Source organism: Chryseobacterium sp. Leaf405 (assembly GCF_001425355.1).
In the GTDB taxonomy this organism is placed as follows: domain Bacteria; phylum Bacteroidota; class Bacteroidia; order Flavobacteriales; family Weeksellaceae; genus Chryseobacterium.
This window is the reverse complement of record NZ_LMQN01000015.1, coordinates 94,576-109,716: the sequence shown is the minus strand read 5'-3', so window position 1 is coordinate 109,716 and position 15,141 is coordinate 94,576. Positions and strand designations below refer to the sequence as shown.

The following is a 15,141-nucleotide window of genomic DNA, read 5'->3' as shown; positions in this document are numbered from 1 at the left end:
CCGTAATTGAAAATTGAATGTCTATCTCTGATAGACTTGCCTGCTGGAGTTAAATAATTTTATAGCTCAAATCGGCAGGTGGTTTTGGAGTAGTCCAAAACTGAATGTTAATGATGTTATCTTTACTATATCGTTTAATCATTTAATATCTTCGGCTTTTATTTTTATTTAACTTTTAAGTTTTGTTATATAAAGAAAGAATTAAATTACGGTTTTCAATGATTCTAACTGACAGATAAATGAAATTTACTCAGGAACAAAAAAGTCAAATTCGATCTTTATTCGATAAAATGAATAGTAAAAGTGATTTTCTTTTCTTATTAAATAAGGCAAAGATGATTGAGTATGAAGATAAAATGATTGATTTTGAAGAAAAACAACTTAATTTTTATATTAATAAAGATTCTACAAATAAAAAAGATGCTGAATCTTTAACTAAAAATTCAAAAAACTTTTTTTACAATTCTTTTTCAATAAAAAAAAAATCAGGCAAAGAGCGGATTATAAATGCTCCAGTAACTGGGTTAAAAAATTTTCAAAAATCATTAAATATTATACTACAATGTGTTTTTGATTGTCATGATGCTGCAACAGGATTTGTACCGGGTAAATCTATAGTAGATAATGCAAAAATTCACGTTGGACAGACGTATGTTTATAATATTGATTTAAAAGATTTCTTTTCAAGTATTGATAAATCGAGAATTTGGGGAAGGTTATTATTTCCTCCCTTTAATTTGAATACGTCTTCACAAAGAAAAAAAATTGCAAATATGATTGCTGGGTTAGCCTGTACCCCAATGGAAGTTGAACGTTTTATTGACGGGTATTGGTGTAATATTGAGAATTCAGTTTTACCCCAAGGATCACCAATGTCACCAATTATTACTAACATAATATGTGAAAGGTTAGACCGACAATTAACGGGCGTTTCTAAACGATTTGGCTTAAATTATAGTAGATACGCTGATGATATAACTTTTAGTGGTAAACATAATACATACCTGAAAGGCTTAGGGGTAGTCGAGAAAATTTTTGAGAAAAATAGTACATTTGATTTGGAAGTTCGACGTATTATAAACAACGAGAAGTTTCATATTCAAGAAGACAAGGTTCGTTTACAAAAAGAAGGCTATCGTCAAGAGGTAACTGGTTTAGTAGTAAATAATAAAGTGAATGTTTCTAAAAGATATATCAAACAATTGCGTCAATGGATTTATTATTTAGAAACTTATGGATATGATAAATCATACTCACTTTTCTTGAGTAACTATATTGATGGAAAGAAAAATTCATCTTCACAAACACCAAATATGCTAATGGTTATAAGAGGTAAATTGTTATATCTAAAGATGGTAAAAGGTGATAAAAATGAAACTTATTTGAAATTAAAAAATCGTTTCGATTCTGTAATAATGCCCCATTCCTCAATTAGTTTCATTATTGACATTTGGAAAAATGATGGAATAGAAAAAGCAATGGAGATTTACTATAATCAAAAGGTTAAAAATGAAAAATAAATATATAAAGATCCAAATCGCATATTTTTAATTGAGGAATTTAAAGATGAATAATAAAATATCTTTTATAATAGAGTTATTAAATTCAAGAAAAATTAGTGTCTCTCAAAAGGAGCAAATCTGGCACTTGTCAATTAAAGAGTTACAAAAATTGAATTTACATGAAGATCAAATGAAGAGTGAAATTCAGGAGTTAAGGCTTCAAATAAAATCTGTTGTTAAAACTGCTAAAAATTTACGATCTCTCAATTCGGAATCTTACCAGATTATAACTAAAGATAATACTTTGCTTAACAATTTAGATCTACAAAGTAATTCAGGTATCTCATCAAAACAAAAGATACACGCTCCAAAAACTATGGTAAAGTTTCTTTATAATTTTAGTATAGGTGAAAAGTTTAAATGGTTTACACATAATCTTGAAGGATTAAAACCATTTAATTACAAGGAATATATTGAAAATGCAAATCAAGATTATAATATAGCTACGGGATGGAATATTAATAATGTTACTTATCATAATGTCAAAAATTTTATTTTTAACACTGGAGATAGTAACAAAACCAATATTTATGGCAAAGGTAATATACAATTCTCTTGGAGGGATGTTGAAAAATGGTGTAAAGAACATCCGAATGAACATCCATATAATGTAGACTTTGAAGGTTATTTATTTAAGGATTATATTACTCAATTTAAGCATATAATTGAGTTTAGAACTGATGACGCAGATTTAACTTTTAATATTCGCATTAGAAAGTTAATTAGAGGAATATTAGGGGTCGATTTTAAGCCGGAGTTTACAAAATCTTTTAATGATGTTGGGCATTCTGTTAAATTGTTTTGTGACATAAATTTATTATTTGGTGCAATAAAGCAAATCGTTGAGTGGATTCAACTAAATAAAGTGAAGTCATCTCAAGTAAAAGTAGATTTGGAAGACCACGATGAATTTTATTGTTTGGAAATAATTCATGTTAATAGTTATATGTCAGCAATTTCAAGTGATGTTAAATTGTTAGGTTTATCAGGGGATTTTGATAAAGTGAGAAAAATGCTTTTTAGTGTCGCTGATTGGGAAATAATTGCTAAATTAAAGAATCATGAAAAAATGGAAAACTGCAAAATAATCTGTTTAGATGAAAATACTACTTTAAGTGATAATTTGCTAACCCCAAATGTAATTACTATAAGTCCCTATGAAGTAGATTACGTTAAGCATAGATTGAAACTTTATAAAACGAAAAATTTATGATTTATCTATTTGAAGATCGAAAAGATAGGATGGAAAGTTATTTAAAGGGTAATCTTGATTCCGATTTTGTAAAACAAGTAATTATTGACTGTCGAAAAAGTGAATTAGAAGAATATCTTTCATCTAATTTTTCAGACGCTAGTGCTATTATTTTTCATCAATCATATAGTTTTATAGATATTGATATTACTCACGAGGACGTTAAGAACTATTTTATAGAGAAAAAAATACCTTTTATATATTTTAGTGGTGGGCTTAATAATAGTTTGGTAATTGAGAATGCTATAGTTAATGGTAATATTAATAGTGGTGATATGTATAAAAATATTTATACTTTTTTAGAGTATTATAAAGAAAATAAGGAAGTGAATGTTCCTTTGCTAGTCAATGGTACCGCTTACTTGTTAAATTCACTGCTAGAACTACAGAATATAATTACTTTGTATTTGTTTGATAAAAGAAATGACGAAGATCTCAGTACGAATGATTTGTATGAAATCATTGAGTTTGTTGAAGCCAGGCTAAAAGAAAGAGAACTAAATGATGATAAAACGAGACTGCTCGAATGGTTAAAAGATAAAGCATCTAAAGATTTACCAGTAAAAAAACAACGATTACTTCTAAGCATTCAACGGATGAATGATAAAATATTAAATTAGTATGAAGAGTCTATATTTTTTACCTTATTCAGGAATTACGAGATTTAATGAATTAAATGAAATTATAAAGCAAAAACTTTCAGAAATTACAGAAATTGAACATTTTTCTCTAATCAAGCTTGAGGATTATTTTCCTGAAAATTTTGCTTTTGAAAATTTTCCAGAACTTATTTTTATTCCGACTATTTTTGATCCTGAAAATTCAATGTCGTATGGTGGTGTGGATTTTGCAATTAGGTGGTATCTTCATGCTGTTTCTTTAGATATTCCACTAAATTTTAAAATTATTCTTTTAGGAATTGAAGAGAAGTCCTCTTTCTATCAGAATTGTGATTATTCTTATTTTTTGAGATGTCCTAATGTTTATTATTCACAAAATAACTTTCATGATATCGAATCAATTATAAGTGAAAATCAAGTAAAAAACTTTGATAGAAATGAAGCGTTAGAAAAAATAGATCTAATTAATATTAAACCGCCAACAAGTTATAAGTCTCATCATTCAATTTCGAATGAATGGTCAATTCTTCGTTGGTCAAAAGTACTTAATGTAACAGCAGACTTAGACAATGAGCTAAAAAAAAATTCAAACAATATCAATAAATCATTATTTTACAAATATTTAAGTGTAAAATATCCAATATCCCCAATCAAAACACTAACAAAAAAAGTATTTAATAGTGATGCTACTGTATTGCTTATAGATGATGAAATAGAAAAAGGTTGGAGGACTATTTTCCAAGATATATGTAAAGATTTGAACTTTAATTCATTAGGTGAGGATTTTAAAAAGATTAATGATAGAGATCAAATTGTTGAGGTAGCATTTGATAAAGCTAAGGATGTTGATGTAGTAATATTAGATCTAAGATTGCATGATTGTGATTTTGATGAAACAGATCCAAAAAAATTAACAGGTTATAAGTTGCTAAAAAAAATTAAAGAATACAATAAAGGAATACAAGTTATAATTTTTTCTGCATCTAATAAGATTTGGAATTTACAAGAGCTTCAAGATGTTGGTATTGATGGGTTTATTCTGAAAGAATCACCAGAAAATAGTGTTGATGAGAAATTCACAGGAAGATTAATTGAAAATATATATAAAACAATTGATATCTGCCTTCAGTATAGTTTTTTGAAAAAATATTTTGAGAAGTATAATTTCTTAAAAGAGCAACTCGAACCAAGAAAAAAATTTAAAAAACATTCAAGTCCACTTCCAAAAGAATTTGTAGATGAATATTTAAAGTGGTTAGAATTTGGTATCTTAAATATTTTAAAATATAAATCTAACACAGGGAATGTAATGTCGTTTTCTATTTTTTTTAGCGTACTTGAAAATATTTCTAATAGAATTATAGACATAGATAATCCTGAAGCTGTAAGAAAAGGAGAATACAGATTTAAGTTTAGAAAAAATCATAAATTTTTACAAGAATATTCATCACCTTTTGACATCTATATTTTGACAGGTAATGATCTGATTTCAAAAAGGACTATAAGTTGGACTCAAAAAATCATAAATACATTAGCAGAGTTGTCATGTAGCCTAACCAATATAAGTGATATGATTAGAAAAAGGAATGATATTATTCACTCTAATACTACTACGGGCAATTCTATTAATATTACTAAAAAAGATTTGCAAAATATTTTTGACATTGTAACAAAGAATATAGAAAATATTAATTAGTATTAAATGTGTTTATTCCTAAACATAAAGAAGTAAATCCTGACATCATAAGGATTTACTTCTTTATGTTTTGAAATAGCTCTTCTAAGGTAATTTCTTTTTTACGGCAGATTTTAGCAATTGTCTTTACAGACATATTGTAATCGCTTTTCGATGTGCCTAGCGCTATATTTTTTATTCTCCTAACGGTACTTTCTTCTATATCACATTTGGACGCAAACTCTCTCTGTGATTTTGCTTTTGAAATCCAGTTTGTATACACATATTTGCAAATAGCAACTATTACTTCCTTTTCATCGTCCATTATCACAAATTAAATGAAAGTGAAAAAAAATAGTGCGGTTTTCTGTGCGCAATACGAAATTATTGTTATATTTGTAAAATAGGTTACTGTAGCGTAACTTTGCGATACTTCAACGAATTTTAGAAGCTATTGCTTAGAATCTTGTACTAGAAAACTGGTAATTTTATTGAGACAAGAGGATAAGTATAAGCTCACGACCTAGGCGTGGGCTCTCTTATCTGTCTCATGGTATACCAGTACCTCTAGTTCGGATATTGTAGAGTTCATGCTGTTTTCTTTTCATGTCGTTGCTTTTTCTACAAAACATTCTAGGCGCGCTTTACCAATAGAGTATCTTGACATGATACAGTAGGGTGTACAACCTATTGCAGCTTTTTTTAAGCTTTCACGGGACACAATTTTCATTCATATTAATTAATGCTTTCCGGTGTCTTTTGGTCATTGGTTTAGACCTTACTATGTCTTTTTTTGTACTGAAAGGCACTTAGGAAAGTTTTGTTTTCAAATACATGAATTCGGTAGTGATATTATAGATGACAATGAAATAGCACTTCGGCAGGCTTAGCCTGAGAAGAAAAGTATTCAATAAAAAAAATGCCCCTTCCCTTAAGTTTGGACACTGAGGAAGGAGCACTGATTATTGAATCGTTTAATTAAAAACTTTACAAAACTATGAAAAAATCCTATAATACTATAGGAAGCATGGGCTTTGCCTTGATATTGACCGCTGTTAGCGGGTTCGTTCAGGCTCAGACCAAAACCGTTACGGGAAGGGTTACCGTAGGAAAAGGAGATCAAATGTTGCCTCTTTCGGGAGTTAGTGTTTCTCAAGTTGGAAGTGACCAGACTGCTGTTACTAATTCTCAAGGTGTTTATCGGTTGGAGATTTCCGGAGATGATGGGAATGGCAATGAGAATGGAAATCGGAATGGAAATGGAAATGGAAATGGAGGTGGGAGTGCTGTTCTTGTCTTTAGGCATCCTGAATATGCTGAGCAGAGACTTTCTTTAGGGAGTCGGTCTGTTGTTAATGTTGAGTTGGTTGTTAGAAGTGGAGGTGATGGGGTTGGTTCTGGTTCTGATGCTAGTTCTGATAAGGTGCAGGGGATTGAGGAGGTGGTGTTGAATGCGGGATATTATAAGGTTCGGGATAAGGAGAGAACGGGTAGTATTGCCAAGATTTCTGCTAAGGATATTGAGAACCAGCCTGTGACGAATGTGTTGGCTTCGGCACAGGGTAGAATGGCAGGAGTGAACATTATCCAAAACGGAGGGACACCGGGTGGAGGTTTTAAGGTCGAGATCAGGGGACAGAATTCCTTGAGAACTGTTCTGAACAGCGGTACTGATGGGAATCTTCCGCTGTATGTAGTGGACGGAGTTCCGATAGGCGGGGAGGTTACTGCACAGTTTGCAGGTTCAGCTCTTTCCCAAAGCAGTATTAATCCTTTGAACAGCATTGCCCCTCAGGATATCGAAAGCATGGAAGTGCTGAAAGATGCCGATGCTACTGCGATCTACGGATCTAGGGGAGCGAATGGAGTTGTGCTGATCACCACCAAAAAAGGAAGATCAGGTAAGGTTGGATTGACCTTTAATTCGCTGTATTCCTTAAGCAGGCCTCTGTCCAACCTTGACATGATGAACGGCGAACAGTACCTGAATATGCGGAGACAGGCGCATACCAATGCAGGACTTACAAGCTATCCTGCTACTTCCTATGACTTGAACGGAGCATGGGGAATGGATGGGGATAGGAATTGGAGAAAAGAATTGCTCGGTCAGTATGCTACTTCATCGGATACGAGACTGTCTCTGAATGGAGGAAGTGAAACCACCAACTTTTTGGTCAGTCTAGGTCATCAAGAACAAACCACGGTGTATGCTAAAGACTTTCAGTACAAGACCAATAGCATATCCGGTAACCTGAGCCACCGGTCAACTGACCGTCGATTTCAGATGAATATGAGCAATCGTTTCTCCAATCAGAAGAACAATGTCATTAATGAGGATGTTACGAGACTGGCCTATATTCTTCCACCTACTGCGCCCGCTTTGTACAATGCAGACGGAAATCTTAACTGGCAGAATAATACCTTCAATAATCCTGTAGCTTCCTATAACGGAACGTATTCCTATGACAATGTACAGTTCCTGAACAACATCACTACGGAATACGAACTCTTTAAGGATTTTCGGGTTAAACTGAACGGGGGACTTAATTATCAGGCATTTGAAGAGTGGTCGATCCGTCCCAATACCATCAACAATCCTGCCTATCTTTCAGGACAGTCCAGTCTTTTTTCACAATCCAGCAAGTCGAACTACAATAAGTTCTCCTATATTATGGAACCACAGATCAACTGGAAAGTTGAGCGCGGCAGACATCAGCTGGATGTATTGGCAGGGGCAACCTATCAGCAGGATGTCACTAAGACAAGTTCACTTCGTGGAAGTGGGTTTGAGAGCAATGTCTTTATTCAAAACCTTGCTGCGGCACAGACCAGAACCGTCGGTGATCAGATCACTTCAGAATACCGCTATGGGGCAGTGTTCGGAAGGATCAACTATCAGTTCAGTAAAAAATACATTCTGAATATCACAGGAAGAAGAGACGGGAGCAGCCGGTTCGGTCCCAATAACCGATTTGCCAACTTTGCAGCGGTCGGTGCGGCATGGCTTTTTTCTGAAGAGAACCTGCTCAAAGACTCTTCATGGCTGAGTTTTGGAAAACTGAGAGGAAGTTTCGGAACATCTGGGAGTGACAATATCGGAGATTATCAGTATCTGAATACATACTCCATCTCATCCGCCAACATCTACAATGGCGTTACGGGAATCATTCCGTCAAGATTGTATAATCCTGACTTTAGCTGGGAGAAAACCACGAAGTCAGACTTGGGTCTTGAGTTGGGATTGTTTAAGAATCGCTTGAATGTTACCGCAGCGTATTACCGGAACACATCCACCAATCAGCTGGTAGGTTATCAGCTTCCGGCGATTACAGGATTTGCAACCGTGAATGCCAATCTTGATGCCGAAGTTCGGAATACCAGTTTCGAAGCCGATGCAAAGTTCAAGGTATTTCGTGGAAAAGGTTTTCAATGGGAGACAGGTTTTAACCTCAGCATTCCCCGAAACAAGCTGCTCAGCTTTCCGGGTCTTGAAGGGTCTACTTATGCCAATACGTATGTGATCGGTCAGCCTGTGAATATTATCAAGCTGTATCATCTCGAAGGTATCAACCCACAGACCGGTGCCTATCAGTTCACGGATTTCAATGGGGATGGTAAGATCAGTTCTCCTCAGGACAGACAGATCATAGAATCTTTAGGGGTGCGCTATTTTGGAGGATGGAACAATCAGCTGAGGTATAAAAACCTTAATCTGTCTTTTCTCGTTCAGTTCGTGAAACAGAGAAGCCGGAACTATAATGCAGCGATGCCTTCTCCGGGACAGATGAACAATCTCCCCGTTGAAGCCCTGAATGTATGGTCTCCCGAAAACCCGGGCGGATTCTATATGCCGTACAACTATGCTTCCAACCCTCTGCATTCCACAATGCAGCTCAGTGATGCGAGTGTTTCAGACGGTTCTTTTATCCGACTGAAAAATATTCAGTTGACCTATCAGATTCCGATGGGTGATCGGTCGGTATTCAAGGATGTCAAAGTCTATATTCAGGGTCAGAACCTGTTGACCATTACAAATTACTTTGGGATCGACCCTGAAACAGGATCGGGAGCCTTTCTTCCGCCATTAAAGACCTATGCGTTTGGTGTAACCATGAGCCTGTAAGAATTCTTAAAGATTAAAATAAAAGAAAAAAGAAAAATGAAAAACGATATATTCATAAAAATAGCCTTCACAGGAATGCTCAGCGTCCTGACGACCTGCCTGTCCTGTGATAAGATGCTTGAAGTCGATATGCCGACCAATCAGATCAGCGCCGAGCAGGTCTTTGAAAATGTACAGACTGCCAATGCCGCCTTATCAGGTCTATATGCAGGACTCTATGATAATTCTCCGTTGTCGGGAGATCAGACCGGAAGGATTCTTGGGCTGTACACCGACGAATTGAATTTTTATCAGGCTACCTCCAATACAGGGATCATTGAAATCTATCAGAATACCCTGATCGACTCCAATCCTTTGATTAATACCTATTGGACGAATGCTTATCAGAAAGTCTATATGAGCAATGCCATTCTGGAAGGGGTTGAATATTCAGTTTCGCTTCCTGCTGCTGAGAAACAGCGTTTAAAAGGGGAGGCTCTGGTCATCCGGTCTGTCCTTTTCTTTTATCTCCAGCAGCTGTACGGCGATATTCCATATCCCGTGACCACCAATTACCTGATCAACCAAAGCATCGGAAAAACACCATCGCCAGAAGTTCTGGAACGTCTTGAAAGTGATCTGAAAGAAGCAGTTCCCCTGCTTTCAGATGCTTACCGAAATACGGAACGAATTTTCCTGAACCGTAAGGCAGCGCAGCTTTACCTTGCCAAAGTGCTGATGACCCAAAAGAAATGGAATGAAGCGGAGCTGGTGCTCAAAGAGATCAGACAGAGTTCACTGTATCAGTTTCAAAATGATATCACCAAGGTGTTTGAAAAAACAGGGACGCACATTCTCTGGCAGCTGAAACCTAAAAATAATACAGATCCGGTAAAGGAAATGTCGAGCTATTACTTTGCCAACGCTGCTCCTGTAAATACTGCGCTGTCCCCGACATTGTATGGAATTTTTGATGCAGCAGATAAAAGGAGGCTCAACTGGATCATGCCTGTCACGGTCGGTGCTAATACCTGGTATAGGGTCAATAAATATAAGAACACAACGAATAATACCACCGAATATTCCGTGGTGCTCCGTCTTGAAGAGGTCTATCTTCTTTTAGCCGAAGCACTGGCTCAGCAGGATAAGACTACAGAAGCAGTTCCTCTTATCAATGCCATCAGACAAAGAGCAGGTATCAGTTTGCTGAGTGTGTCTGTCAGCAAAGAAATTATGTTGAATGAAATTCTCACGGAAAACCGAAAAGAATTCTTCACCGAGACAGGGCACCGCTTTATGGATCTCAAAAGAAATAATCAGCTCAATAGCCTGAATGGTGTAAAGACCAACTGGAAATCTTATCACAGACTGTGGCCGATTCCGCAGAAAGAAATATTACTCAACAACCAATTGAATCCACAGAATGAAGGCTACTAATATCAGAGAAATTTTAGGGTTGGTGCTGCTCCTGCTTCTTTGCCTGTGCAGGAATGTTTATGCGGCAAAGAAGGTCAGCGATTCAGCAGATGCTGTTTCTTATTTTACTTTAGGAAATCTGACCGCTTCAGAGGGTGGGCGATGGTCAGCGGTAAGCAAGCTCTATGGAAGGGAGCTTGACTCACTGCTGGTCTTCGACTCCCGTCAGAAAGAGATTCCCGTACTAAAATTAAGAGGTTTCAGTACTGCGGTCTCTTTTCTGAACAATCATTATCTTTTTGTAACGGGTACGGGTAAGGCAATGCTCATTGATCTGACCACTCAACGAAGAAAAGAATTTAATCAGTTAAAGCAGGCAGGTGTTCTGAAAGATCAAAAGACTTTTTTTATTTTGGGCAGTGACAAGGTTCTGTCAGTCTACGATTACGACGGTGTGCTTCTTAATCATTATTCAGGAATCAACAGGGTAGTGACGGATAAAGTAAAGATCCTGATTGGAATATCGGAAGTAAAAACCATCGGTCAACCCTCTGATAGCAAATCGGATGCTTCATCCTTAACCACCGTCATTACAGATTTTTCAGGAAAACTGCCTGTGGAATTGTACAGAAAAGACAGCAAGGTGGAAAGGATACAGTTGACGGAGCGTCAATCGTATCTGATGATGACAGAGAAGGATCGGGTAAAATCAGAGATTCAGCTGCTTTTTATTGATGTTAAGACCCGTGAGAGAAAATCATTTTTCGTTGGGGATTCAGGATCTTTTTTAAAGCTTGACGTCAACGAACTGGAAAATGGAACTTCTCTCTGGATTGATGTATGGAGAAAGGAAGTTCCCGGGAGAACAGTTCCCGAAATATGGTATGGCAATGACGGTGACCTTAAAGCTAAACGCAACGGATATATAACGGTGCATGATTATTATCTATGGAAAAAGAAGGATCATACACCCCTCAAGATAGGTGACCGCCAATTTCCAATATTTGCATCATTGCAGCGAACTGATCAGGTATTGGCATTCAACCCACGCGTTAATTTTAATTACCGGACAAGAGTTCCACTGCCGACGCTGTATGTGTATGATGTGAAACATAAAATATCGAAAGCAATATTTAATCATGCCCTTGAAACCATTGCTGCAGGGGACGGCTCATCGGTGATCAGCTATAATTCAGAAAAGGATACGTGGTTTTTTTATGACTTCGACACAGATGAATCCATTGCAATCGGAGGTAAACAATTAAAAAAACCGGTCTATGACAGTATATTTAAAAATATCTTCTTTGAGAGCAATGAGGGCTTTTGGAAATATGATATCAGAAAAAGGCAACTTTCTGTGGTCAAAGGCACGGAAGGTTTGAGAAGTTCTGTTCTGTCATCTGATCAAAGCAGTTTAAATACAGAGTATCATATCTATAGCAGGAATTTACGTAGAGATCAGTCATTGATTCTAAGCGTGCGGGACGAAAACAATCAGACTGCGTATGGGTTGTATAAAAATGGTAGATATACTGCGCTGCTGGCTGATACTCCCAATCGAATAAGTGAGATAAGACTGACAAAAGATCAAAAGATGATCTATACCATTGAAGAGAATTACAATCTGCCGCCAAGACTTTTCTGTTCTGATTCAGGAAGCAAAAAGAAGGATGTTATCTTTGCAGGAAATACTGCAGATCTAGATGCAAAGAATATCCGACAGGATATCATTCGATTCAGCAACAGCCAGGATATTTCTTTACGGGGTCTGCTTTATTATCCGGTCAATTATGATGCTACTCAAAAATATCCCATGATTGTTCACATTTATCAGATCAGAAGTACAGATTCCAATCTGTATCACCATCGGGGAGATGATGTAGGTTTTGACCTGAGAGCACTGTTGAAAAAAGGATATTTCGTTTATCTTCCGGATATAGTCTATGGAAATAAAGGGGCTGGAAGGTCAGCATTGGATTGCGTGGATTCTGCTCTGAATGCTCTGAATGCCCATCCCAATATCAACTGGAAGAAATTAGGGTTGACAGGACATTCGATGGGCGGGTACGAGACCAATTTTATTGCCACTCAGTCTAACCGATTTGCCGCTTTTATCTCGGGTTCTGCCCATTCCGATCTGATCAGGAATTATTTTTCATACAACTACAATACCAATATTCCACAGATATGGCGCATAGAGACCGGTCAGTATGAAATGGGTGTTTCCTTTGCAGAAGATAAACAAAGGTATTTTACAAACAGTCCGATTCACTATGTCGATCAGGTGAAGGCTCCCATTCTTTTATGGACAGGAAAGAAAGATGAAAATGTACAGTGGGACCAGACCATGGAATTTTATATGGGACTCAAAAGATTTGATAAAAAAGTAATTGCCCTGTTCTACGAAAGCGGAGATCATACTTTCTATGAAACTCCGGAGAATAATAAAGATATCACTTTCCGCTCTATGGAATGGTGGGATTATTTTTTAAGGGATCAAAAAGAGGTTCAGTGGATTAGTAAACAAATGAAAAAGGACGCTTTATAGCGTCCTCTTTAATTACGGCTGTGGAGCCTTAAATAACTGATTACCACAAGATGTATCGCCGGCTTCTCTCAATACGATCTCTGATCCAACGGCGCCCCATGTACACATCTGACCGGTATCAATCGTACTGCAGTCAATTTGTGCGCTGACACACTGATTCAAATTGTTGTCGAAGTAATGTCCGTCAACAATCGCACTCTTTTTACTCTTGTCTGCATTGCTTGCAAACGCTGCTCCGGTACCGATCAGTACCACAAAAGCAGATAAAAACAAATTTTTCATAATAAATATGGATTTTGATTGCCTACTCTGGATTCAGGTTTTCGGCTTCCCCTGTAGTATTTCTGTCAATGGCTTACGATAGGTATATCGAATCAGTTGCTTACCAATTATTACGTAAAGGTGGCGGTCAGTCATCATCATATCTGTCAATCCAATTCCCTTTTTTTTATCGATATAGAAACTCCCTATGTATTCCTGCCTGTCAGTTCTGTAGATGTCAATAATGCTCGATTTTTTCCAAGATTCTTCTTTTTCAAAGCGACCTTTCAGATTGGACTGTATGAATGCAAGATTTCCGTAGGCAGTGATCCGCTTATTAACTATCATTGGAGGCTCTGCCATTTTATACAGTCCGTCTTTCATTTTTGTGGTTTTGATCTTTGCAACGGTTGTCGTGTCAATCGTTTTCACAATATTTGTTAGATGCATCTTTTCATCAAGCACCATCAATTGATTGCGGTACGAATACATATAGATCCATCTTTCAGGGTTCTTGCTATAAATGAACTGACCATCACTGTCAAAGACACCGTCAATTTGTTTTTGCAAAATATCAGGATGAAAATTTACTTTATGCTGTGAAGCTAAATTAAGTGTTGCAATGGTAAGCTGCTTAGTTTGATTGCTTTGTGTTCTCAACGCAAACTTTAGAGAATCCATTATTTTGATCTGACTGAAAAAAGCGTCGTTATAACTGATCATATCGGCTTTGGTATCTCCGATCTTTCCTCTGAAGATAACAGGTACAGTTCCATCAGTCAAATAATAATAGGGAGCTTTAACTTCCAGCATCATATTCCTGAACGGAAAGTTCATATGGTCAGGCTCAGATTTCATTTCCGTGACCATAAGTGTTTTTTTATTAGCAGTTGAAATAATAAGCGGATTATAATGGTTTCCGAGATAAATGTTGTTATTCTCATCACCAGCGAAGTAAAAGCGGTCATTAATCAGGTTTATTGATTGATCTTCGACAACGGGAAACTGTAAAAATCGTCTTGTAAAATTATTTTCACGTTTGATGATGTGTTCCGAGTTGATGAACATTAATACAACCATAGCTGCACTAAAAAGATTCAAAACAATATTGATCATTGTAGTTTTGTATGGGAAAAACCTATTCTTTTCATACATAAATGTTGATAACAACCCTAAAACAACGCAGAGGACATTAAATATAAGGTGCTGGTTCCAACTTAGTTTTTCCAAGATTCCGCCACATGAACAAGGAATAAATTCACTGTAGTTCAGAATAAGGTAAATATAAACTGTAAATGCAGTCATGAGAGCGGTAGATAGATATAAACCATAGAGCCTTGTTGATCGGATGATCAGCAGAAGCACTATAGCAATTTCTGCGATGATGACTCCATAAGAAACTACTCCTGCATAAGCACTAAGCAAAGGGGACTGTCCGATCTGTATCTGGAAATTTTCAAAATCCAGCATTTTGCTGATCGCTGCATAACAGAATAGCAGCACAAAAAAATAACTTACAAAAACAGGAAGATGACTGATTAATTTTTTCATGGAATTATCTTTTATTGTTATCCTAAGCTGATCAATATCCATTGAACATGAATACCGCAGTAATCAGGCAGTTTTGAGCCTTTTGCGATAGTGATTGTTGTCACAAAACTCCCCACACACTGCCACGTTCCGCTGGTCGGACATGCTTGACCGG

Annotated in this window: 10 protein-coding genes; 7 read left to right on the top strand and 3 right to left on the bottom strand. The window is 36.4% G+C overall.

What is annotated here, in order from left to right; all coding sequences use genetic code 11:
• The first annotated feature begins 239 nt into the window (after positions 1-239).
• From ASG22_RS10300 to ASG22_RS10285, 4 genes are read left to right on the top strand one after another with little or no spacing between them, the layout of a single operon-like run.
• Positions 240-1,520 carry a reverse transcriptase family protein gene (locus tag ASG22_RS10300; RefSeq protein ID WP_055983777.1) on the top strand — a complete coding sequence of 427 codons (1,281 nt, stop codon included), beginning with the start codon at positions 240-242 and terminating at the stop codon, positions 1,518-1,520.
• A gap of 46 nt (positions 1,521-1,566) precedes the next feature.
• Positions 1,567-2,775, top strand: coding sequence for a hypothetical protein (locus ASG22_RS10295; RefSeq protein ID WP_055983774.1), 1,209 nt, complete (start codon positions 1,567-1,569; stop codon positions 2,773-2,775).
• Positions 2,772-3,434, top strand: coding sequence for a hypothetical protein (locus tag ASG22_RS10290; protein ID WP_055983771.1), 663 nt, complete (start codon positions 2,772-2,774; stop codon positions 3,432-3,434). Before ASG22_RS10295 ends, ASG22_RS10290 begins: the two co-directional genes overlap by 4 nt.
• Position 3,435: 1 nt before the next feature.
• Positions 3,436-5,130, top strand: coding sequence for a response regulator (locus ASG22_RS10285; RefSeq protein ID WP_055983768.1), 1,695 nt, complete (start codon positions 3,436-3,438; stop codon positions 5,128-5,130).
• Positions 5,131-5,185: 55 nt separating this feature from the next.
• On the opposite strand, the gene ASG22_RS10280 is transcribed toward ASG22_RS10285, so the two are convergent.
• The gene (locus tag ASG22_RS10280) at positions 5,186-5,434 is read right to left on the bottom strand and encodes a helix-turn-helix domain-containing protein (protein WP_055983765.1); all 249 of its coding nucleotides are present in this window, start codon (positions 5,432-5,434) and stop codon (positions 5,186-5,188) included.
• 672 nt (positions 5,435-6,106) lie between these two features.
• Here ASG22_RS10280 and ASG22_RS10275 point away from each other — a divergent pair.
• From ASG22_RS10275 to ASG22_RS10265, 3 genes are all read left to right on the top strand, one after another.
• Entirely contained in the window at positions 6,107-9,232 is a 3,126-nt protein-coding gene (locus tag ASG22_RS10275) for a SusC/RagA family TonB-linked outer membrane protein (RefSeq protein WP_055983762.1), read from the top strand.
• Positions 9,233-9,361: 129 nt separating this feature from the next.
• The gene (locus tag ASG22_RS10270; protein ID WP_238586896.1) at positions 9,362-10,648 is read left to right on the top strand and encodes a RagB/SusD family nutrient uptake outer membrane protein; all 1,287 of its coding nucleotides are present in this window, start codon (positions 9,362-9,364) and stop codon (positions 10,646-10,648) included.
• Positions 10,635-13,175, top strand: a complete 2,541-nt coding sequence (locus tag ASG22_RS10265; RefSeq protein WP_055983756.1) for an alpha/beta hydrolase family protein — start codon at positions 10,635-10,637, stop codon at positions 13,173-13,175. Before ASG22_RS10270 ends, ASG22_RS10265 begins: the two co-directional genes overlap by 14 nt.
• 12 nt (positions 13,176-13,187) lie before the next feature.
• Here the strand turns inward: ASG22_RS10265 and ASG22_RS10260 are convergent, their stop codons facing one another.
• Both ASG22_RS10260 and ASG22_RS10255 read right to left on the bottom strand, forming a co-directional pair.
• Positions 13,188-13,430, bottom strand: a complete 243-nt coding sequence (locus tag ASG22_RS10260; protein WP_131726183.1) for a hypothetical protein — start codon at positions 13,428-13,430, stop codon at positions 13,188-13,190.
• 60 nt (positions 13,431-13,490) lie between these two features.
• Positions 13,491-14,987, bottom strand: a complete 1,497-nt coding sequence (locus ASG22_RS10255; RefSeq protein ID WP_055986739.1) for a MauE/DoxX family redox-associated membrane protein — start codon at positions 14,985-14,987, stop codon at positions 13,491-13,493.
• Positions 14,988-15,141: the final 154 nt, after the last annotated feature.

Excerpts from the sequence above, each read along its gene's own strand:
- ASG22_RS10300 (WP_055983777.1), top strand. The coding sequence starts at position 240 with ATGAAATTTACTCAGGAACAAAAAAGTCAAATTCGATCTTTATTCGAT.
- ASG22_RS10295 (WP_055983774.1), top strand. The coding sequence starts at position 1,567 with ATGAATAATAAAATATCTTTTATAATAGAGTTATTAAATTCAAGAAAA.
- ASG22_RS10290 (WP_055983771.1), top strand. The coding sequence starts at position 2,772 with ATGATTTATCTATTTGAAGATCGAAAAGATAGGATGGAAAGTTATTTA.
- ASG22_RS10285 (WP_055983768.1), top strand. The coding sequence starts at position 3,436 with ATGAAGAGTCTATATTTTTTACCTTATTCAGGAATTACGAGATTTAAT.
- ASG22_RS10280 (WP_055983765.1), bottom strand. The coding sequence starts at position 5,434 with ATGGACGATGAAAAGGAAGTAATAGTTGCTATTTGCAAATATGTGTAT.
- ASG22_RS10275 (WP_055983762.1), top strand. The coding sequence starts at position 6,107 with ATGAAAAAATCCTATAATACTATAGGAAGCATGGGCTTTGCCTTGATA.
- ASG22_RS10270 (WP_238586896.1), top strand. The coding sequence starts at position 9,362 with ATGCCGACCAATCAGATCAGCGCCGAGCAGGTCTTTGAAAATGTACAG.
- ASG22_RS10265 (WP_055983756.1), top strand. The coding sequence starts at position 10,635 with ATGAAGGCTACTAATATCAGAGAAATTTTAGGGTTGGTGCTGCTCCTG.
- ASG22_RS10255 (WP_055986739.1), bottom strand. The coding sequence starts at position 14,987 with ATGAAAAAATTAATCAGTCATCTTCCTGTTTTTGTAAGTTATTTTTTT.